Origin of the sequence: Microcoleus sp. K4-B3, assembly GCF_036704615.1 — a bacterium.
GTDB lineage: Bacteria > Cyanobacteriota > Cyanobacteriia > Cyanobacteriales > Microcoleaceae > Microcoleus.
The window spans coordinates 63,249-85,143 of the sequence record NZ_JAUBSF010000012.1; the positions used below are offsets into that span (position 1 = coordinate 63,249).

17 protein-coding genes are annotated in these 21,895 nt (G+C 46.9%); 10 read left to right on the forward strand and 7 right to left on the reverse strand.

Features of this window, described 5'->3' with window-relative positions:
* Nucleotides 1–299: 299 nt before the first annotated feature.
* The 3 genes from QUA78_RS08490 to QUA78_RS08500 all read left to right on the forward strand — a co-directional run bounded on the left by QUA78_RS08490 (nucleotide 300) and on the right by QUA78_RS08500 (nucleotide 4,063).
* On the forward strand, nucleotides 300–1,508 hold the full coding sequence (locus QUA78_RS08490) for a histidine kinase (protein WP_333300835.1): 1,209 nt from the start codon (nucleotides 300–302) through the stop codon (nucleotides 1,506–1,508).
* 996 nt (nucleotides 1,509–2,504) lie between these two features.
* Nucleotides 2,505–2,648, forward strand: coding sequence for a hypothetical protein (locus QUA78_RS08495; protein WP_333300833.1), 144 nt, complete (start codon nucleotides 2,505–2,507; stop codon nucleotides 2,646–2,648).
* 353 nt (nucleotides 2,649–3,001) lie between these two features.
* Nucleotides 3,002–4,063 carry a pentapeptide repeat-containing protein gene (locus QUA78_RS08500; RefSeq protein WP_333300831.1) on the forward strand — a complete coding sequence of 354 codons (1,062 nt, stop codon included), beginning with the start codon at nucleotides 3,002–3,004 and terminating at the stop codon, nucleotides 4,061–4,063.
* Between the two features lie 173 nt (nucleotides 4,064–4,236).
* Here QUA78_RS08500 and QUA78_RS08505 read toward each other — a convergent pair whose 3' ends face one another.
* Nucleotides 4,237–9,162 carry an ATP-binding protein gene (locus QUA78_RS08505; protein ID WP_333300829.1) on the reverse strand — a complete coding sequence of 1,642 codons (4,926 nt, stop codon included), beginning with the start codon at nucleotides 9,160–9,162 and terminating at the stop codon, nucleotides 4,237–4,239.
* A gap of 534 nt (nucleotides 9,163–9,696) precedes the next feature.
* On the opposite strand from QUA78_RS08505, the gene speD reads away from it, so the two are divergent.
* The gene (speD, locus tag QUA78_RS08510) at nucleotides 9,697–10,119 is read left to right on the forward strand and encodes an adenosylmethionine decarboxylase (protein ID WP_006633984.1); all 423 of its coding nucleotides are present in this window, start codon (nucleotides 9,697–9,699) and stop codon (nucleotides 10,117–10,119) included.
* A gap of 84 nt (nucleotides 10,120–10,203) precedes the next feature.
* Here speD and QUA78_RS08515 read toward each other — a convergent pair whose 3' ends face one another.
* Nucleotides 10,204–10,800, reverse strand: a complete 597-nt coding sequence (locus QUA78_RS08515) for a hypothetical protein (RefSeq protein ID WP_333300827.1) — start codon at nucleotides 10,798–10,800, stop codon at nucleotides 10,204–10,206.
* Nucleotides 10,801–10,945: 145 nt separating this feature from the next.
* Between QUA78_RS08515 and queF the strand changes: the two genes are divergently transcribed.
* Nucleotides 10,946–11,365: a preQ(1) synthase gene (queF, locus tag QUA78_RS08520; protein WP_333300825.1), complete on the forward strand. Its 420-nt coding sequence runs from the start codon at nucleotides 10,946–10,948 to the stop codon at nucleotides 11,363–11,365.
* Between the two features lie 447 nt (nucleotides 11,366–11,812).
* On the opposite strand, the gene QUA78_RS08525 is transcribed toward queF, so the two are convergent.
* The 3 genes from QUA78_RS08525 to QUA78_RS08535 form a co-directional block, all read right to left on the reverse strand.
* On the reverse strand, nucleotides 11,813–13,225 hold the full coding sequence (locus QUA78_RS08525) for a cytochrome c biogenesis protein (protein WP_333300824.1): 1,413 nt from the start codon (nucleotides 13,223–13,225) through the stop codon (nucleotides 11,813–11,815).
* A 290-nt stretch (nucleotides 13,226–13,515) separates the two neighbouring features.
* Nucleotides 13,516–14,247, reverse strand: coding sequence for a cytochrome c biogenesis protein CcdA (locus QUA78_RS08530; protein WP_445302340.1), 732 nt, complete (start codon nucleotides 14,245–14,247; stop codon nucleotides 13,516–13,518).
* A 532-nt stretch (nucleotides 14,248–14,779) separates the two neighbouring features.
* Entirely contained in the window at nucleotides 14,780–15,496 is a 717-nt protein-coding gene (locus QUA78_RS08535; RefSeq protein WP_333300821.1) for a pentapeptide repeat-containing protein, read from the reverse strand.
* A 572-nt stretch (nucleotides 15,497–16,068) separates the two neighbouring features.
* On the opposite strand from QUA78_RS08535, the gene QUA78_RS08540 reads away from it, so the two are divergent.
* On the forward strand, nucleotides 16,069–16,800 hold the full coding sequence (locus QUA78_RS08540; protein WP_333300820.1) for a tetratricopeptide repeat protein: 732 nt from the start codon (nucleotides 16,069–16,071) through the stop codon (nucleotides 16,798–16,800).
* A gap of 134 nt (nucleotides 16,801–16,934) precedes the next feature.
* On the opposite strand, the gene QUA78_RS08545 is transcribed toward QUA78_RS08540, so the two are convergent.
* Nucleotides 16,935–18,272: a peptidylprolyl isomerase gene (locus tag QUA78_RS08545; RefSeq protein ID WP_333300818.1), complete on the reverse strand. Its 1,338-nt coding sequence runs from the start codon at nucleotides 18,270–18,272 to the stop codon at nucleotides 16,935–16,937.
* Between the two features lie 119 nt (nucleotides 18,273–18,391).
* On the opposite strand from QUA78_RS08545, the gene QUA78_RS08550 reads away from it, so the two are divergent.
* Nucleotides 18,392–18,943, forward strand: a complete 552-nt coding sequence (locus tag QUA78_RS08550; RefSeq protein WP_333300817.1) for a peroxiredoxin — start codon at nucleotides 18,392–18,394, stop codon at nucleotides 18,941–18,943.
* A gap of 199 nt (nucleotides 18,944–19,142) precedes the next feature.
* On the opposite strand, the gene QUA78_RS08555 is transcribed toward QUA78_RS08550, so the two are convergent.
* Nucleotides 19,143–19,682, reverse strand: coding sequence for a phosphate-starvation-inducible PsiE family protein (locus tag QUA78_RS08555; protein ID WP_333190705.1), 540 nt, complete (start codon nucleotides 19,680–19,682; stop codon nucleotides 19,143–19,145).
* Between the two features lie 489 nt (nucleotides 19,683–20,171).
* On the opposite strand from QUA78_RS08555, the gene QUA78_RS08560 reads away from it, so the two are divergent.
* The 3 genes from QUA78_RS08560 (at nucleotide 20,172) to QUA78_RS08570 (ending at nucleotide 21,878) form a co-directional block, all read left to right on the forward strand.
* Entirely contained in the window at nucleotides 20,172–20,774 is a 603-nt protein-coding gene (locus tag QUA78_RS08560; protein WP_333300815.1) for a superoxide dismutase, read from the forward strand.
* A 248-nt stretch (nucleotides 20,775–21,022) separates the two neighbouring features.
* Nucleotides 21,023–21,316 (forward strand): ATP-dependent Clp protease adapter ClpS, encoded by a 294-nt coding sequence (gene clpS / locus QUA78_RS08565; protein ID WP_333028936.1) that lies wholly within the window; start codon nucleotides 21,023–21,025, stop codon nucleotides 21,314–21,316.
* Nucleotides 21,317–21,566: 250 nt separating this feature from the next.
* Entirely contained in the window at nucleotides 21,567–21,878 is a 312-nt protein-coding gene (locus tag QUA78_RS08570) for a hypothetical protein (RefSeq protein ID WP_333300813.1), read from the forward strand.
* Nucleotides 21,879–21,895: the final 17 nt, after the last annotated feature.

The window sequence follows — 21,895 nt, forward strand, 5'->3', positions numbered from 1 at the left end:
GACTTGTTTGAATTGGTATTACGTGACTCTCTAGGGCGAGCGGGGTTTTAAGTTAAAGAGTTGAAAATTAAAAATTCACGAACTCAAAACTAGCGCAATACCTGCAAAGTCCTATCCCCAAATTACAATTTACCATCCCGGAGAATTAGTTGAAAACCAGCCTGAAGATAGAGTCCGAAGTTATTCCCAGCGACCGATGAAAAATGTTTGGAAAAAATGACTAAATGTGATTGATGGCGGCAAGCAGAGCATAAATTCTGTAGTTGTGTAAAAGTAGTATATTTTGCAGGAGAAATAAAATGGCTTTAGGTCAACACAAGCGAGCTGTAGGATCATTTTCTAATTACCGAGATACGGAACTAGCCCTGACGGAACTGCAAAGTAGCGGGTTTCCGATGAATAAAGTTTCGGTAGTTGGGGAAAATCTCGATCGCAGCGAAATTGCGGGCGCGAGCACTGGTAAGAGTACGGACGACAAAGTGGGCGGCGGCGCAAAAGCAGGCGCGACAGCGGGAGTCGTGACGGGCGGTTTGATTGGGTTACTCGGAAGCATTGGAGCGCTAGCGATTCCGGGAGTTGGCCCGGTGATGGCTGGGGGCGCGCTCGCAACTCTGCTGGCCGATACTGTAGTCGGAGGTGCGATTGGGGCTGCTGCGGGCGGTTTGGTCGGGGGTTTGGTCGGTTTGGGAGTTCCCGAATCAAAAGCTAAAGTTTATAGCGATCGCGTCTCGCGCGGAGAATACTTGGTATTCGTAGAAGGAACAGATGCCGAGCTTGCCACAGCCGAAGGAATTATGAGCGTGCGGGGCATTCAGGATTGGGGCATTTACGATGTGCCGGCAGACACCGATCACAGAGCTTCGGGCCGCCACAAGCGCGCGGTGGGCGTATTTTCAACCCGTCGCGAGACGGAACAAGCGCTGGGAGAACTTAGATCTGCGGGTTTTGACATGGATCGGGTTTCGGTCATCGCTAAGGATTCTGAGTCTAAAGGGGACATCGCAGGCATTGACGTGCAGGAAAGCGCGGACAACAAGGCGGATGAAGGGGCGACTAAGGGCGCACTCACAGGCGGCACTTTGGGCGGTTTGACAGGCTTGTTGGTAGGTCTGGGCCTAGTGGCAATTCCGGGCATCGGGCCGATTATGCTCGCAGGAGCCTCAGCTACGGCGATCGCCACTACACTCGCCGGTACGGCTTTGGGTGCGGCGGCAGGCAGCTTGATCGGAGCTTTAGTCGGTTTGGGAATTCCCGAAGAGGAAGCTAGAGCATACAACGATCGGGTAGCCAGGGGAGATTACTTGGTACTGCTTGACGGCAGCGAAGCAGAAGTCGCTAAAGCTGAAACCATTCTGAGCCGCGGAGGCATTCAGCAGTGGAACACCTACGACTATCCCAGCGTCGATAGTGCTCGGGCTGATTACGGCGCTCCTGGCACTCCGGGCGTTGATACTACGGCTGATATTTACGACCCCAATCAGGGTGTTACGCGCCACCCTCGGGTTTAATACTTCAGACTTTGTTTGGGGATTGTTTCTACTTTCTGCACGGTAGTCGCACTCGCGCACTCGGATTGTGGAAAGTGCTCCAATCAACACGGGCGAGCTAGGGGTTTTGCACTTCGTCGGTAAAATTCTCTCAAAAGTCGGCTTTTTCTCTGAAAGTCGGCTTTTGTTTTGGAAACTAAAAAAAAGCGACCTGTCACAATTTGAATTTTGATTAATGAGCCAGGCCGCAAGCTGGGCTTTGTGCGGGCCCAGCGATCGGCTCCCTTAACTTTTACACCCTAAATCCGCAGTGTTTTTTTAGTCTGTAACACTCACTACTGCTCGATTGCAAACCCCGCAGTATTATCAAATTTGATGACATAAATTACACCAGATATTGCCCGGTTAGTCAAAGAACGACTATCTTTAATTATGGGGCGGCTAATTTCCGCAACTTATACAGGTGAAGTAGCCAGTCCCGCGCGCCCAGAAAAGCCTGCGGTGGTCGGCAACTATTAGAATAATAATATTGTCGTCGCCTTCCCGCGAGACTTAGGCTGGTCATTGGTTGGCTGTAGCAGCCCAATTGCCGTTGGCAAGACCTGCTACAGGAATACAGTTTTTCTGGGAATGCCTCAGCGAAGCATTTGAGAAGCCCAGGAACAGCTTTTATGTCCGGGAGCGCGTCTGGTGTCGGGTGTTCTGTTAATTAGAACCGCAAGCGCTCATGGATCGAGTAAAGATTAACAGCAAGCACAGCAACGCGAGAATACGGGAACGGCTCGCGGTCCATTTTTTCGCGAAATCTCAGGCTAATGGCAGCGTATTGCTTGCTTCGCCTGCGACTCGCTCAGCACTCCGACGGAAACAGCCTTCCTGTTGGTTTTCACTGGCATTGAGCACAGTGGGGGGAGGTGACACTAGCTGAGCTGACCGGGCTCTGCTTTCATGGGCAATCGAAGATAGAAGGCACTTATGTAGAAGGCATTAGGGGTTGAAGCTCCGATATCTTGTTTCTTGATTGCACTAATAAATTCGATCGCCTGTACTAGCAATTTTTCTGGTCAGAATGTGGCGCGGATGCCGCCAGCAATACCCCAATATTCGATCGACCTTGACAAGCTCGATCGACAAATTCTTGGTATTTGGGTAAATAGTTAGCAGTTAATAGTTAGTGATTAGCAGTTAGTATAAATCCAACTAACAATTAACAACTAATATCAACCGCCAACTAATTACTAGCAAAATAAGACTTACAGGACTTACACGCGGCGAGAAACTCGGTTTATTCAGGACTTCCGCGCTGGCAAACTTCAGATTTTACCCGAACCCGGTTTCTTTTCGTAAGTTATAACTAGGTTAGCATGGTGATGCTAGGAATCAACAAGCAGTTTTGACAATTGTTAGTGTGGCAGTATTGGTTTAAAAAACTGACTGGCAAACACGATAGTACAAACTTTCATACAGACAACAGAGAACATCGAGAAATTAAGGAAACTCACTCAACTTTTTTTATGAATTTCACTGAGATTTTAAGTGCCGATGAACTTTTAATTAGACATAGAAACGGGGAACGAGATTTTCGAGGGGCTAACCTCATTCAAGCTCATTTGAGTGAAGCTAATCTCAGTCGAACAAATTTGAGCAGCGCTAATTTGAAAGGCGCCAACTTAATTAGAAGCAAACTGATTGGAGCTAATTTAAACGGCGCCGACTTGAGCGGGGCTAATTTATCTAAGGCGAAATTAATTGAAGCTAACCTCGGCAGTTCTAGTTTAACTGGAACTGTGGCGATCGCAGCAGATTTTAGCGGAGCAAATCTCAGCGGAGCAATATTGTCTCAGGCTGACTTGAGCAAATCTGTGATGACGGGAGCGAGTTTAGTAGGAGCTTGTTTGCTAAGCGGCTCGAAACTAACTGAGGCTAATTTGAGCGGGGCGACGCTGAGCCGAGCAATTATGAGCGGGGTTGATTTAAGCAGAGCAAATCTGACTAGAGCGATTCTCAGCGAGGTAGATTTGAACGGGGCGAACCTGAGCGGAGCAACTTTAACTCGGGCTTATCTCAATCGCGGAAATCTCAGCGGCGTCAATTTGGTTGGGGCTACTTTGAGCGAAGCAAGTCTGCGGGAGGCTTCTATTTGCGCTGCTAATTTGAGCGGTGCTGACTTGAGCGGTGCTGACTTGCAATCGGCCAATCTAAATGGCTCTAATTTGAGCGGGGCCGACTTGCAGGGAGCTAATTTGAGTAAAGCTAATTTAAATGGTTTGATGCTGCACAATGCTGATTTAAGGGCTGCGAATTTGAACAAAGCTTCTTTGCGGGGAGCTAACTTGAGCGGTGCGAATTTGGCAGGTGCTAGCTTGCTGGAAGCGGATTTGCGGGGGGCGAATTTGAGCCATGCCAATTTGTCGGGAGCGGGTTTGCTGCTGAGTTCTCTGACAGGGGCGAATTTGACAGGAACTAATTTGTCCGAGGCTAATTTGATTGGGGCGAGCTTGAATGTTGATAATTTGAATGAAGCAGCTTTGGGCGGGGCGATTTTGCCGAATGGAGCTACTCACAGCCGGGATTGATAAGTTGATTAAGGGAAAATAGTTTTGAGTTTTAAGTTAAATAATCTTTAATTTAAAACTCAAAACTTTTAACAATAAAGAATTCAGGAGTCACAAGTCAGAATTCAGTTATCTGTTGTGGGTGGCGGGTTTATATAGATTGTGGGCGATCGACAATCTATATAAATTCGGAGTCAGCGATGCAGTTTCCTTAGCAATGTCACGATTGCTTTGACTAACTCATTCGGTTCGACAGGTTTTGCAACATGACGTTGAAACCCAGCAGCAAGAGCTTGTTCCTGATTAAAGTCTCCAGCATAGGCAGTCAGGGCGATCGCCGGGATTTGCCCGCCCTGCTCTGATGGTAGAGTTCTAACTTGCCGCACTAGCATATAGCCATCTATATCTGGCATTCCGATGTCGCACAGGAGGATATCGAAGGGTGTGGTTGAGAGCAGTTGCAACGCCTCGCTCGCAGACCCAACGGCAGTCACTTTGCCTCCCGCTTGTTCCGCTACAAACGCCACAAACTCGCGTGAATCGCGTTCATCATCCACAACCAACACGCGCAGAGAGGCCAGGTGAAGATCGTCAGATCGAGCTTCAGCCCGGCCGACGACTTCTTCCACCGGATTCGCGGTATGCAAGAGGGGAAGTTCCACGGTGAAGCTGGCTCCCTGTCCTTCACCCCTACTCTCAACCCAAATTCTGCCGCCGTGCAGTTCCACAATTTGACGCGCGATCGCCAGCCCCAATCCCAAACCCCCAAATTTACGAGTTATGGCTCCATCCTCTTGCCGAAAATGCTCAAATACATAAGGCAGAAACTCAGGATTGATGCCTTTTCCAGTATCGGTGACAAGAATCTGGGCATAAGTTCCAGTTTGGGTTAACCTAACGCTAATTTTCCCGCCTTGAGGGGTGAATTTCACGGCATTGGATAAAAGATTCCAGATTACTTGCTGCAAACGCCCGGAATCGCCAATTACCATTCCCTGGGATGGTGAAAAGGTTGTTTGAATTTGCAGTGACTTGGCTTCGGCTGCTAGCCGAACGGTTTCCAAGGCGGCCGAGATCACCATATTCAAATCAACGGACATCGCGTTCAACCTCAGTTTGCCGCTCAGAATGCGGGAGATGTCGAGCAGGTCATCAATCAGTTGTGACTGGAGTAGGGCGTTGCGTTCGATCGAGGCAAGGGCGCTAGCCGTTTTTGCAGCGCCCAGTTTCCCCTGCTGTAACAGCTTCGACCAGCCGAGAATCGGATTGAGCGGCGATCGCAACTCGTGAGATAGCACCGCCAAAAACTCATCTTTGATGCGGTTGGCGGTTTCGGCGGCTTCTCGTGCGGTTTGCTCCTGTTGCAAAAGCTTCTCGCGTTCAGCTTCGGCTTGCTTGCGATCGGTGATGTCGCGCGTTACACCCGCTACCATTTCCACAGCACCCTCTGCATCAAAAACGGGCACAAAAATATACTCGTAAGCTCTTGTACCGAACGCGCTGGTGTATGGCGTTTCATCCTTAAGCGGTTGGCGCGTCTGAATCACTGTTTGAATCTGATTTTGCAGTTTGACAGCTAAATCCACTGGGTAATCTAATTCAAAAAAGTTTTTGCCAATAACTTCAGCGAAGGATTTTTGGTAAAGGTCGAGCAACGGCTTGTTGACATCAATGAACCGCCCGGACAAATCGAACGTATAAATAAAGTCCGGCACCGAAGACTTAAACGCGTTGAACTTTTGCAGTTGCCGTTCGAGTTCGGCGGACGTTTGGCGCAGGACTGCTTCGGCTTGAATTCGATCGGTGACATTCTTGAAATAAACGGTGATTCCATTTGCGGCAGGGTAGGGGCGGACTTCGTACCAACGATCGTGGTCGGGATAAAACGCCGTCACTGACCCAGCCACCCGATCGCGCATGGCGCTCCAATAGATCGGCTCAAACTCGCTACCAATCAGTCCTGGGTATTCTTCCCATAAATTCTTGCCAATCAAATCACCCGGAGTGCGATCGAGCAATGTTTCGGCAAATTGATTGACGTAGGTCAACCGCCAGTTCTCATCCGCGGCAAAGAATGCTTCACCAATGCTCTCTAGAATATTCCGGCTCTGCCCCTCGGTTTCACGCAAGGCTTGTTGGGCCCGTTTGCGCTCGTTTTCGACGCGCACGCGATCGGTGATGTCAACGGCAGCCCCATAAATCACTTGTTCTTCTGGATAAGGCTGGGCATTCCAGAGAAACCAGCGGTAGGAACCGTCTTTGTGCCGGTAACGGTTTTCAAACGTAAAGATTTCGTTACCCGAGAACAGACTGTCGGTTTCTGCAATAGATGGGCCGAGGTCGTCCGGGTGGACAAACTCAGTCCAGGGGCGGGATGTCATTTGGTCCGATGTCCAGCCGAGGATTCGTTTAAAGGTGGGGCTGACCCAGTGGAAATACCCGTTTATGCCCGCAATCACTTGCAAATCTGAACCGACGGCAAGAAACCGTTCCCGTTCCTGCTCAATTTTTTTGCGATCGTTGATATCCCGGAAGAAAAGAGACAGCCCCGTCGTTGAAGGATAAACGCGAACATCAACCCACAAATCAAACGGAGCATAATATTCCTCAAAGTCCACCGCGATTTGCTCGCTGAGCGATCGGCGATACTGGAATTCAAACTGATTGCCGATCGTGCCTGGGAAGGCTTCCCACATCGTTTTGCCCAGCATTGCTTCTAGGGGAGTTCGCGACACTCCTTGTGCGGCTTCGTTGGCGTAGGTAAAGCGAAAGTCGAGATCCATTGCCATAAACGCATCGGTTACGCGCCCCAGAATAGTTCGCTCTCGCACAGTGGCTTCCTGCCGCAGCCGTGCCAGCTTCAAACTTGCTTCTACCCTTGCCAGCAGTTCACGCGCCGAGAACGGTTTAATCAGATAGTCGTCGGCTCCGGCTGCGAGTCCTTCAATACGCGCTTCTTCGCCGGCGCGGGCTGATAATAGAATGATGGGAATGTCTTGGGTTGCGGGATTAGAACGCAGCGATCGCAACAACTCAAACCCATCCATCCCCGGCATCATCACATCTGTCAATACCAAATCGGGTGGATTCTTCTCAATGGCAGTCAATGCGGCAACGCCATCGGCGACGGTTTGAACAATATAAGAACCGCTCAGGAGTCGTCGAATATAATCCCGCATATCAGCGTTATCATCTACCAGGACAATTTTAGATTTTAGATTTTGGATTTTAGATTGAGCGGGTTGATTGACGAGTTCATGAGTGGATGGAGCCATGCTCCATTCTTCTAATCTAAAATCGCCTTCTGGCAACCAGCGTTGAGCTTCTTCGATATATGGCATCGCGCCTAACGCCGTTGATGCTAACGTGCAACTGACACCAATTTGCTCCGGCTGCAGATGAGCTGTTCCAGTGGGAATCGTCACCGTAAAGCAACTGCCCTGCCCAAAAGTGCTGCTGACATCGATCGCTCCCCCATGTATTTTGACGAGTTCTTGCACCAGCGACAGCCCTATGCCGGAGCCTTCAAAACTCCGGCCTTGCGAGTTTTTGATTCGATGAAATCGTTCAAATAAATGCGGTAGTTCTTCGGAGGGAATACCGATTCCTGTATCTGCAACTGATAATTCAACGTGAGAGTCTATCCACCGCAATCGAACAGTGATGGTTCCCGCTAATGTAAACTTAAAGGCATTTGATAATAAATTGAGAACGATTTTTTCCCACATTTCGCGATCGACATAAATCGCTTCGGGCAAGGGTGGACAGTCAACAATCAGCGACATTCCCACCCGTTCAATCAGCGATCGAAAGGTACTGGCAAGTTCCGCCGTATAGGTTGCCAAATCTACAGGTTCATAAGATGCTTGGACTCGACCTGCTTCGAGGCGTGAGAAATCGAGCAAGCTATTGACGAGTTTGAGCAGCCGCATTCCATTGCGCTGGACCAGTAGTAATTGTTCGCGTTCTTGAGGTGGAATTGTTCCATTCAAATTCGCGATCGTGTCTTCTAAGGGAGCCAGCATCAAGGTGAGCGGCGTGCGGAATTCGTGAGACACATTGCTAAAAAACGCGGTTTTAGCACGGTCTAACTCAGCTAATGCTTCGGCACGTTTACGCTCTTGTTCGTAAGCTTGGGCGTTGGCGATCGCTGTTGTCACCTGCCCTGCCATCAAGTCAAAAAAACCTTTGTAATCATCATCAAACGTTCTAAGCGGACTCACTCCAGCAATCAGGAACCCGAAGGTTTCTCCCGATCGAGCTAGTGGTAGAACTACCGCTTGATGAGGAGATTGGGACCACGCACCGCCCGGTAAAAGTCCAAATTGCGCCTCCAAATCTTCAATGATTCTGCTTTCGCCCGTCTTGATGACTTGCTTCAATTGCCACTGGCACTTTTGGGCGGATGTAAGCTCGATCGCCTCACAAGAGGCAAGGGTTCCGGCTGCTAACCTTGTTGTACCCGCGAGTCGTGCGATCTCGCTTTCGCCATCGAGTAGATAAAACAGCGCAAACGGGATGTCATAGGCGTTATTGGTCAATACGGTGGCGGAAATCTCGCAAGCTGCTTCTACCGTCTTGGCAGTGACTGTTTCTGCTGCTAATTCGCGCAGCGTTGCCAAGCGGCGATCGCTCAACACGCGCTGAGTGTCCTCGCTACAGGCGCAGAAAACGCCCCCCACCGGGCCATCATCATTCGCCACCGGACTGTAGGAAAAGGTAAAGTAGGTTTCCTCTGTATACCCGTTGCGCTCCATTACCAGAAGCAATTCTTGATTCCACGTCGATTGTCCCTGGTTCAAAACCGCTTCTGCTTGCGGCCCTAGCGTGTCCCAGATTTCAGCCCATACCCGTGAGGCAGGCTGACCTAGTGCTTGCGGGTGTCGCTTGCCGAGCATAGGAATGTAAGCATCGTTATAAAACTTGGTCATCTGCTGTCCCCACCAGACGAACATGGGGTAGCGAGAGCCTAAGATGATCCGAATCCCGGTTTTCAAGCTTTGAGGCCAGGTTTCAACGGCACCAAGGGCGGAAAGCGACCAATCGTGCGATCGCATCAGCATCGCCATCTCGCTATTTCCTGCAAAAATCTGTTCGACGAGTTGAGACTGCTGGATCATGCGCTTGTCTTTCCATTGGGCCGACACAAACGGGCAACGATACTATCTCGGCTGACCGGGCGGGTTTAGCTAGATGACGCCAGAAACCCAGCGGGGATGGCCTGTTGCTGGTCAACTTGTCCAGCATAGGCTGCCAGAGCGAGCGCTGGAATCTGCCCGCCGGGCGATCGTCTAGGATCTGGCGAATTTTACGCATGAGAGCATAGCCGTCCATCTTTGGCCTTTCGATATCATATCAATTCCGCCACAGCCAGAACGATCGAGCTTTGGTTTTTTCGCCGCCAATTAAAACAAAAGATCGCTATTAATCAAAGAAGCTTGTTTGAGAAGAATAAGGCAGCGCTAAAATAACATTTCTTCCATTAGTGACCTCTGCCTGTGAGACAGCTCGACCCAACCATACCGCCAGCGGTTGATGATGGGTACTTCTACTAATCTTCATCTTTCTTTGTGAAACATACTTGCAAAATTTTGGACATGGTGCTAGTGTAAAAAGGTTTGAGACATTATGAGTTAGAGGTAAAACCCCGCAGAATGAAACAATTGGGAACCCATCTGGTCGCTGATGCTTGGCAGTCTCCTGGAGACCTGCTCAACGATCCTGAACGTATCCGCCGCGCCATACTCGATGCGATCGAAGCCGGAGGAGCTACTCTCATCGATTTGTGCGTACACCAGTTTAGTCCTCACGGAGTGACAGCTACTGCTACTTTGGCAGAGTCTCATATAGCAATCCATACTTGGCCTGAACACGGTTATTTTGCTGCAGACTTATTTTTCTGCGGGGCCGGCGACCCTCACCGAGCCATGAAGGTGCTACAGACAGCTTTGGAAGCTAAACAGGTAAAACTCACTGAGTTCACGCGCGGTTTCGAGCCAGGAGTGGGCATCGTAGGTTCTGCTTGTGAAGAGCAGTATGCGCCTCGTTCAGTAGAAACGAGTGCCGCCAGAGGATGATGGCCAATTAGCGTAACTTTGAATATTTTATGCTAGGTTTTGTTTAAAATCCCACGGATCGAACCGTGGGATTCTTGTTGGAATTTACTTTTTCATTAATAAAGGGCGGACAACTAAATAACCTGCGCCGAAAGCTGCAATGACAATCAGAAAAATTGCGATGGCCAACCACAATCCGCTTAAGTCTGAGGCTTTTTTGGATTGAGAGCGCACGCGGTAAGGAGTTTCCGGCACTTCTGCAAATAATTTTTCTGGAAGTGGCTGCGGCATCGAGGAGGCTGTTGGCTGCGCTTCCGGTAGGGGAAAAGGGAAAGCTACTGTCTGAGGTGGTTGAGGTATGGCAGAGTTAGTCTGCGAGGTGGCAGGTGCTAGGGGCGCAGGTTCAACGCTGAAATTGAATTTGACTGGGGGCATTTGAGGCATCCCTGTCTGGGTGAGGCTCTGAGCCGAGTTGACTACTTGCTGTAGCTGTTGGGATACTTGAACTACTGTTTCTACTTCTCGCCGCAGTTGTTGATTTTGTTGGACTAATTGCTGGTTGTGGGTTTTGAGGGAGTCGAGCATCGCTTGGGCGGCTTGCAGCTCCGCCGTGACTTCTCGATAAAGGGAAATTGGTACGGATGGAGAGTAACTATTTGAGTTTTCAGGGGAAGTATTGTCAGATAAGGTAGTATTTTGCATAATTGTAGATGGCGAGGGTGAACTTGTTTTAGTTTAGCCTGAGAGTATTTATAATTAGATCGATCGCAACACAATTCGTCAAGATATTTGTTACAGATATCGATCGTAAATTTAATTAAATGTTACAAGTTATTAGTCAATCGCTATGAACAACTACGCAGCCGAACAAAGTATGTCCCAAAAGTCAAGCACCGAGGAAATTAAATACGGCGAACGCCAGATTTTGGAAGGGGAGTTAATTACTTTCCCAAATCCGCGAGTCGGGCGGCGCTACTCGATCGACATTACTTTGCCGGAGTTTACTTGCAAATGTCCGTTTTCTGGGTATCCAGATTTTGCGACAATTCACGTTACTTACGTGCCCGACGAGCGGGTGGTGGAGTTGAAAGCGCTGAAACTGTATGTTAACAGTTATCGCGATCGCTACATTTCTCACGAAGAATCGATCAATCAAATTTTAGACGATTTTGTGGCAGCTTGCGCGCCGCTAGAAGCGACGATTAAGGGCGATTTTTCGCCGCGGGGGAACGTCCACACCGTGATTGAGGTGTCGCATCAGAAGTAGGGCGGGTATGAAGCTGGTGTGGCATTAATATTTAATTGTGGGGCGGCGTAGAAGCCCACCCCACAAAAGTCGTAAGAAATAAAATTGTTAAATTTAGTAAGTAATTGTAGGGTGCGTCAGGGTGGCCCTCTCAAGGTAGTCAAAAATTCCCTCCAACGTTTAAAATCTCGTAGTTTGTAGGGTGTGCACTGCGCAGCGGTTGAGTTTGTAGCCCACCGGAGAGTACCGATTGACAGGCATTTCAGCGTTTTGATTTTGAAACCAAACTCCCTATAGCAATTTTCATTGGTTGAAATTGGAAAAATCCGAACGTGAAATAGCGGTTTTCTGCTTGTTTTCCGGTTCACATTAACCACCTCGACAAATCGGGCAAGGCGCACCCTACAAACTCAACTAATCTTTTTGATATTTATAGTTGGTGTAAGGTGCGCAGTGCGCACCCTACGGTTAGGTTTGACTTGCAACAGAATTCGGGGCGATCGCACTTTTTTCCTCTGCTGTTTTCGATTCTGCCAACTTGTCCAAAATCTCCACAACTTCTCTTTCAAAAGTCACCTGAGCTCGATTAGTGCGCCCGCCGACGTATAGTTTGCCGTTTTTTTCCAAAGCCCAAATCTGCGAGTGAGACATATAGCTCATTAGCACGCTGAGCATCAGCAACCCGAAGCCGGTATAAACGATCGGAATGCCCGGATCGGCTTTAATTTGCAATCCCGTACTGCCTACAACTTCGTCAATTGCCAGCATCACTCCGTTAACTTCCACCGCTGTGCCGGCGCGAACTGTAGTTAACAATTTGCCATCGGTACCGTACACTAACATTGTGCCTTGCAAGTCTTTTGCTAGCAGAGAAACTCCTGCGCTCAAATCGGGTTTTGTCGGAATCCAAGCTCCCCAGATTCGACCTTTACCTTGAGTATCTAACTGAGCCATTGGTAATTGTAAAACCGGGCTTTTGTTGAGGCGAACTCGCACGGCGGCTATTGCCCAATCTGCTTGATAAAATGTGACTCCCCGGTATCTGAGCGGCTCGTTAACGTGAATGGTTTTGCGATCGACCTCTTGGCCTGTTTTGTCCAAAACTGACAGGTCAGAGTAAAATTGGTCGATCGCACCGCTCGGACTGTAATCGATCCAGAACCGATTAACTCGCATCGACCAATCCTTCGGTATTTGCGGCCCCGCCCAAGGCCCCGCATCCATGATATTCTGCACCTGAAATGTTTCGCCGCTGGGAACAATTTCTTGACCTAGAAATCCCGTCATCGCGCCCCACATCGACCCAGCTAAAATAATTAGCATACTGGCGTGAACAATAATCGGCCCGATTTTGCCAATTATTCCCTTGCGAGCATAAACTTTTTCGCCTTCTCGAAATATGCGGTAGTTTTTTTGCTGCAAAAGTTGTTCTAACGAAGTTAAACCAACTGTTTCTAATTCCGCACTGAGAGCTAATTTTTCAAACTGCTTTGGTTCTTCATAAAATTTCCAGCGGCGGGCGGCTTTTAATGCAGGAAATTGTCTGGTAAATGTACAAGCTGTTAAGCTGCTGCCGAACAAAATTAGGATTGACAAAAACCACCAAGTGCGGTATACGTGGTCTAGTCCTGCAATTAGCACAACTTTCCAAGTGAGGAAGCCGAACAAAGCGGGGTGTTCTGGATAGTTAGATTGGTAAAACGGTACTGATTGGCCTTGTTCGATGACGGTGCCGGAAATGCTGAAAAATGCGATCGTCAGCAGCAAGATAATTGCCAACCGCAAATCTGCTAGCACCGGCAAGATTTCTCGCTTGAAAAACCTTTGAGGGACATTTGCCCAGTTGGATAGTTTTGATAGAAATACTTCTTTTGATGTCATTGGTAATTATGGAGGAAGTTCGGCAACGGATTTTGTAACGGATGGAAGGAGTTCGGCAACGGATTTTGTAACGGATGTAAGAAGGGAGAAGGAAGAAAAACAAAAGATGAACAGAATATTATTATTTTTATTGAGAAGTCTCAATCACTTTTGAATTCTTTTTCTTTTATTTATTTCTTTCTTCCTTCGTGTTCTTCACGTTTTCGCGGTTCGTTAAAAAAAACTTTATTCACGCATTCCCTAGTGATTGCTATATCTCTAAATAAAAACTGAAATCCTTACAACGAAACTTAAGCGGGAAGGATGCGGGAAAGCAGAGAGAAAACGCCAAATCCTACTAGCAAAGCGCCGCTAACAGGCGTAATCCAACTCGACCACCGACGCAATTCTAACAACTTTTTAATGCTAGCAGTAAAAGTACCTGCTATAATCAGCGGAGCGACGTAGCCAGCAGCGTAAAACAGCAGCAACACAGCACCTAAAACTGTATCTCCGGTTTTGGAAACCCAAGCTAAGAGTGTAGCTAAAACCGGAGTGCTGCAGGGAGACGCTACTAAACCAAAAGTTAAGCCCAATAAGTACGATCGCACGCCCGCAGGTAAATCTTTCGGCACCCACCCCACAGCGTCGAAAGACGGCATTTGCAAGGGTAAAGCTTCGAGTAAATTCAGCCCCATTAAAATAGCGATAATGCTGACAAGAATCGGCAAACCCAAGCCAATTTTGCCGTAAACTTGTCCGGCAAATGATGCTACAATACCTAAACCCGCAAGGGTTGTCGCCAATCCCAGGGAAAACCACGCCGACTGGGCAGCGGCTTGCAGGCGGCTTTTTGCTTCGTATCCGCCGATGTAGCCGATCGTGATCGGCAACATTGAAAGCATACAGGGTGTTAAGCTCGTTAGCAACCCTGCCAGAAAGATGACTCCGATGCTGACTAAACTGAGGTTTGTCAGTTGAGTATTTACTAAATTATTAGCAAATTGTGCGAGTTCGTAAAGTTGGGTTTGCAGGATTTCCATCAGTCGATTTTAGATTTTAGATTTTAGATTTTAGATTTTAGATTGACTCCACAGTAGATTTTAGATGTTAGATGTTAGATTGACTACACAGAGGAATCTGGGAGTTTAAACTAAATATCTAATTTTTTATCTCCACAGTCAATTTTAGATTTTAGATTGACTCTACAGAGGAATCTGGGAGCTTAAACTAAATATCTAATTTTTTTGAGCTTCACGACTTAAGTCGGAGGCTTGTATCCCTCGGCAGGCGAGTTCAGGCTCGGTGCTGTTCAGGCTCTATTTCAAATTGTAACAGATGCGCGCAGGTTCGGTTTAAGATTTAAGATTTTAGCGAGATTGACTGCTTGGGAGTAGAAAAGTCGATCGCACCCCGGTTAAAATTGATATCTTGACACTATTTTCTGATATCTTGACACTATTTTCAACAATCTGTTTGCAACGGGCGGAGCCTATTGCATCTGAGAATTCATTGATTGGGAAACAGGCTGTAAACCCTATTATTGAGATTATTCAGACAGACTTTAATTTAAATTTACTTTAAATTAAAGCCAATTTCTTCATTAATAGAGCCGTCTGGCATTATTGCCCCTGCCAGCACCGCACCTCTGAGATTTGCGCCAGTTAAAATAGCGCCTTCTAAATTAGCATTGCTCAAGTTTGTGACTTGTTTGGAACCTCGAAAAAAGAAACTGTGCAAGTCAGCACCAGTCAAATTACTGTCAGCCAAATTAGCATATTGCAAGTCAGCACCGTGCAGCGTCGCATCAGTTAAATTAGCTTCCGTGAGATTGCTTCCCCAAAGTCGAGAATCTAACAAATTAGCCTTTTTTAAATTGGCGCGAGTCAGATTTGCCAAAGTCAGATTTGCATCCCACAATTTCGTGCCGTTGAAATTAGCTTCGGTCAAATTTGAGCGGCTGAGATCCGTGCCTAAAATATCAGCATTGGCTAAATTAGCGCCGCTGAGGTCTGCGCCAGAAAGGTCAGCATTTTTTAAATTGACACCGGACAAATTGGCGCCGGACAAATTAGCGCCACTCAAATTGGCTTCTTGGAGATTAGCTCCCCGCAAATCGACAGCGCTCAAATCGCACTGCTTCCACAGAAAGCTGACGCACCAATTATCTTTTAATAGCTGACTCAAATCGTCCGCTTTCGCGGCCATTACAGGAGGAGTTAAGTAGAGAGTGAACAGGACGATCGCCAACACGGCAGCGAAGATTTTTTTCAACTTCAGGACTCTTTTCATTGACACTAATTTGCGCAATAGATTCTTGATGTATACTCAAAGGATAGCAAACAATCGGCAACTTTCCTCACCAATCTTACTCAAAAATATTAATTAAATGTTAATCGGGCGTTGGCGCAGCCACAAACTTAACTCCGGTAGTCTTATACGGGCTTTGAGCTAAAAACCCGGTTGCTTCACAGATGCCTCGCTGCCAAACTAAGATTTTTCGTTAAAACCGGGTTTTAGATGGCCGCAAGTTCGATCGGCATTTGCCAGTGCAATATCTCTACAAAGTAATACTTGCGGCGGGCAGTTGCGATCGATCCCGCAGGGGCATACCTCAAAACCATCTCGGTAGGAATTTCTCAATATCGCAAGGAATAAACCGCCCAGCTAGCCTGTAAACCTGATATTTAGCCGATTATAGACGCAATTTTTCTTAATTGCGATCGTCATCACTAACTAAGCCCAACTTTCATCACACAAGCGAATGCCCCACCATCACCAAATCTCATCAAACTTATCACGTTCCTGAGAGTACGCATATCACTGTCACTAGCTGAAATATCGAGCAAAATGAGAGCATACAGTTGAACACCAATCCTGCCATGCCTACTATCCCCATTCTCCCCAGCCAATTAGTTGTTACAACTATTTTTAATTCGATTGAATTTTTGGGATTAGCTAATATTGCAGGTCAAGTATTTTCGGGCGAGCAAGCTGACTCCCGACAAGAGGTAAATTTAAAAGTTACTGCCAGACCGTTTTATACTCAGGGTTTAAAAAATCTCAAACAACAAGACTTGCACGGTGCAATTAAAAATTTTACTGCCACAATTAACATTAATCCGCAATTCGCGTCCGCTTACAGCTATCGCGGTCTGGTTCGCTATAAATTAGGCTACAAGCAATCTGCGATCGAAGATTTAACTACAGCCATCGAACTCAATCCTTACCGAGCCAATTATTACACCAATCGCGGATTTATGCTGACTCGTTTAAAAGATTATACTGAGGCGATCGCGGATTACAACTCAGCACTGCTGCTCAACCCCAATTTAACCCAAGCTTACTTTAACCGAGGTGCTATCCGCCTACAAATGGAAAATTCCCTGGCAGCACTAGCTGACTTTGAGTCAGCAATTCGCCTCGATCGCGATTTTGCTAAAGCTTACTTCAACCGAGGAGTGACTAGATATAAATTGAGGGAGGTTCAGGGAGCATTTGAGGATTTTCAGAAGGCGGCAGGGCTTTTTAAGCAGCAGGGCAGAATGGATTCTTATCGAGATGCGGTTTCTAAAATTAGAAAGCTATGGTATTAGTTGAATTTGGGAATTGGGAACTTGTACGATCGCGTAGTCGAAGTATTGGCAATTGGGAATGGGCTATTAATAATCAGGTAAGGTGCACCGAAGAGCACCCTACACCTATAATTATGGCGTCAGTCTTGTTAAAGTTAGCCAATTCTCAAGGCGGCGTCACCGACTGGCAAGTCATCCGGACGGGAAATAGTAGAAAAGTTAATTGCAAAGGCGGCGTTTTGAACTGCTGCGGGGGCGGCATTTTGAACGACAGCCAAAGTAACTCCTCCAAATTGAATGAGTGTGTTGCTGCCAGATGGGGTGAATGAGGTGTTGGATAAATTGCTGGTTAAGCCAATGCGATCGCCCTCTCCCGGCCTAAAATCAAGAATTATATCGCTCGCCGTATCCAAAGCCAGATTGTCACCAGTAATCAGAACAAAAGTATCAACACCGCCACCGCCAGTGAGAGTATCGCTGCCAATATCGCCGGCTAAAATATCGTTACCATCGCCGCCGATTAAAACATCGTTTCCTCTGCCGCCTCGCAAAAAGTCGTTACCAGCATCGCCATTGAGATTATCGTCGCCGAGATTTCCGTTGATAATATCGTTGCCAACACCGCCGCTAATGGAGTCGTTACCTTTGCCACCTCGCAAAAAGTCGTTACCCGCTTCGCCAGTGAGGGTATCGTTGCCTTGGCCGCCGTTAATTGCATCATCCGTCGGTGAACCGATAATGCGATCGTTTGCGCTACCTCCCACTACACCGTTAGAATTTTGCTGAGAGTCTTGGGAAGTGACTTGATAGTTGTTCGGGGTGTTGGTCAATCGGAGGGCTCGCAAAGGCAGATTTACGAAATTGGTACTATTAATTAAATCGTTGAGAACATTAACATCGCTAATGATGCTAGAAACCCGACTGGGGACGATTCCTTGAACGACTTTTGCGGTAGAAATGCGATCGCCCTGCTGCACCGCATCCACCGTTTCAAAACCTTGAATAACGTTGCCAAAAACAGCATAATTGCCATTTAAAAACGGCAAATCATCCAAAGCAAAATAAAACTGCGAAGAAGCCGAATTCAAAGCATTAGAACGAGCCATTGCCACGGCACCGCGAGTGTGCTGCAACTGCGGCGTCTGGGTTACAACTTGGTTGTAAACAGGTTGCGCGGCCCCTTGCGGCTTAATTTCCAAAGGAATAAAACGCGCCTGATTGGTATCCGGGTCAATAAAACTACCCGTTCCCAATTGACTGGCTGGAATTGAAGTATCTCTGCTGCGCGGATCGCCTCCTTGCACCACAAAAGGATCTGGCTGACGCACAACTCGGTGAAACATCACTCCGTCGTAAATACCGCGTTCAACTAAGTCAACAAAATTTCCTCCAGTAAGCGGGGCATTAGTGCCGTCTACTTCGATCGTAACGGGTTGACCGTTAATTACCTGGACTACTATAACTTTGCCTGTTAACGGGAGTGCAGCGCTCATGGGTAAATTGCTATTTGAGTGAGTGATCTTTGGGTTTTAGAAGCAATCCGCGAATTGCCCCTACCCATTTAATCAGAAAACTGTAAACTTGTCTTAAGTACAGTTCTACTTCTAAATTTATGATGTCCCGTCGCAAGTTTTTTAGCACTTTATTGGCAATTTGTCTAGTTGTTCTAAGTTTCAATTTTGCCGCACCTGCATTTGCCCTAGGTGGAAAGCTTCCAGCGGTGAATGAAGCCGCACCAGATTTTAGCTTGCCCACAAACAGCGGCGACGGACAAGTCTCCCTCTCCGATTTTCGCGGTAAGTGGCTGGTAGTGTATTTTTATCCCAAAGACTTTACCTCGGGATGTACGATCGAAGCGCGGAGATTTCAGGAAGATTTGCCGAAATACTTGGCAAAGAATACTCAAATTATCGGTATTAGCGCGGATGATGTCGATTCCCATGCGGAATTTTGCGATTCCGAAGGTTTGAAGTTTCCGCTGTTAGCTGATACGGATGGTAAAGTGAGTAAAGCTTACGGTTCTTGGATGAGTTTTATCTCGGCGCGACACAGTTTTATTATTGACCCTGAAGGCGTTTTGCGGGAAACTTTTGTGAAGATCAATCCGGCGATTCATTCTAAAGAAGTGTTAGCCCGTTTGGGGGAATTGCAGGCTAACGGGTAATACCATTTGAGATTTGAATAATTGGGGATGACTGATGAAGCTTGTGTTTGTAGTGAGGACTAAATTCCTCTGCATTTTCAGAAGATTTTAGTCCTCACTACAAACATTATCAGGTTGATTTTACTGGAAATGATGGCTGGTAACGTGACAAGCAATATAAGAGTAAATCTCAAATCTACAATTGCTTGTCCCGCCATACTCAATGAGAATTAAACTGGCTATTGATTGCAACAGGATCGGCAGCAGATTCCGGCTCGTAAATTTTTCTATTTCTGTTAGCAAGGCGGCGTTCCGGGTCAATTCCCTCGAAGGTTGGTGGCAACCAAACTCGGACTACCAACAACACTCCCAAAACTATCAAAAAAGCGCCTGTTGATAATATTTGAACCCAGGGAGTTTCCAGCACTCCCCGCACGATGACTTCTCGCAAAACAGATACTATACAAACTTCCACAGCCACCCCTATCGAAACGCGCTGCTCTTGCAAGTAAATAATTAGCAGCCGAAATAATTCTACCAAAACTAATAAAAATAGAATGTCGGCAGTCACTTGCTTAAAATTTAAAGGAGGCAGCAGCGAGAAAAACATTTCTCGCAGTTCGAGTACCATGAAACAGAACAAACCGATACACAAAGAAATTACAATTAAATCTTGAACTGTTTCGAGAGCGCTGACTATTAGTTTCAGATTCAACCATTGCGGGGGGTGATTGATCTGGTTATTTGAACGGTTTTGCATAGACGGCTCCTGCAATCTGTTTGACTTGTTTACAGCTTAAGTTAAAGTTAGCTTATCTTTGAAAAAAAATCGGTTTAATTTATTTATAACCATTATAAAAATTCCCTGTGTTGACAATTTCCCATAAACTTTTATTTACCGCGCAGGCGGGTTGACATTTTGCCAAAGTTTGTGATAGTCCACACCTGCTATTAGTAGATTTGACTGGTGAAAAGCAGAAGTCAATCGATTTTAGATTTGAGATTTTAGATTTTAGATTGAAGAATGGGATAATTGAAGAAAGCGACCTCACGGATGAATCCGGGGGCTTGTACCCTGGCTGGTGAAGGTCAAAATCCTAAAATGCTGCAACTGCTATAAAATATGAAAATTGTAAAGAATTATTGACCACAGCTTGATAAACTCAAGCTAGCGACTCTCGGCTTTAATCATACAAAAGCCGGAAAGTCAACCGAAAAACCAAAAGTAATCCAGAGAGGATTGAACACAATGACATTTGAACTTGCACCATTACCCTTCGCCGCTGACGCCCTAGAGTCAGGTCATATGTCGGCCGAGACGTTTTCGTTCCATCACGACAAGCACCACGCTGCTTACGTGACCAACCTCAACAAACTGATTGAAGGGACGGAAATGGCGAGCAAATCCCTTGAAGAAATTGTCAAGGAATCTGCTAAAGACCCATCCAAAGCCGGCATTTTCAACAATGCAGGTCAAGTTTGGAACCACAATTTCTTTTGGAATTCCCTTGCACCAGGTGGCGGCGGCGCTCCTACAGGAGCTTTAGCTGAGAAAATCAACGCCGACTTCGGCAGCTTCGACAAATTCAAAGAAGAATTCAAGACTGCTGCGACAACTCAGTTCGGTAGCGGCTGGGCTTGGCTGGTTTTAGATAACGGTACTTTGAAAGTTACCAAAACTGCCAACGCCGACACCCCGGTAGCACACGGCCAAACTCCGTTGCTGACTTTGGATGTGTGGGAACACGCTTATTATTTGGATTTCCAAAACCGCCGTCCCGACTACATTACTAATTTCTTGGATAATTTGGCTAACTGGGATTTCGCAGCAGCAAATTTGGCTGCGGCTTAGTAGCATCTGAGTTTGAGGACTAAAGTCCTCACTACAAACTTCATAGGTTCGTAGTGAGGACTTTAGTCTTTCTTGAGATGAGTATTAACTTGAGTTTGAGGGGCGCGGTGCAACACAGGGCGCAGCAGTGAAAATAAACGCCGAAGCCGATCGAACTACTTCGTAGTAGTTAAAAAATTCTGAAATTGTGTTATAGTGCTATCGGTAACTTTTTTACAAATTTTGTAGTTTTAGTGGCTGTTCGCGCGATGACCTCTTCACCAACCATAGCACCCGTTCGATCGAGTCAAGTTACCCGCAAACCTTATCCCAACTATCGGGTAATAGTCCTCAACGACGATTTCAACACATTTCAGCACGTTGTGGAATGTTTGACGAAATACATTCCAGGGATGACGAGCGATCGAGCTTGGAAACTCGCCAACCAAATCCACCACGAAGGCCAGGCCACTGTCTGGGTTGGCCCGCAAGAGCAAGCAGAACTTTATCATATGCAATTGAGCCGTGCTGGACTGACAATGGCTCCGCTAGAGTCAGGTTAAGATTTTTAAATTGACATTTACAATACTTACTTTGAAACTTGCCAAAATGGCAACATCACTTCCTCCTCTTGATTTAGATTATTTGTAAACACACCTAATCTTTTACTCAAGTAAGTAGGTAAGCGGGATTAAACCGAGCTATGTAGCATTATGTAAACAGGGCTAACTTAGCCACGCTTAGGGAATGTGGGTACTTTACAATCCTTAACATAAGTGTGTTTTACAGCGCCTACCTACTTAGGAGATTTTTATGAATCATCCTTTTGATCTAAATATTGCTGACCTGGAAGCAATTGATTTGGATTTTGAAGAGACCCTAACTGATGAAGAGGCTGCCCACATCGGAGGTGGAATAATGGCTACCACTCTAGCTATAGGTGAAGAAGGTGGTGGGATACAGTGTATCTCAGCTCCCTGTCCGGGAAGTGAGGGAGGAGGAGGATTTCCTCCCCAGCCTATTCCCCTTGACCCTCCGGTGACCACTCTGGCTATAGGTGAAGAGGGTGGAGGATATTGCACGAAAGCTTGGTTTGAAGGCGGTGGAAGCCCTATTGATTGGTAATCTCGTTCGTGCCGGCA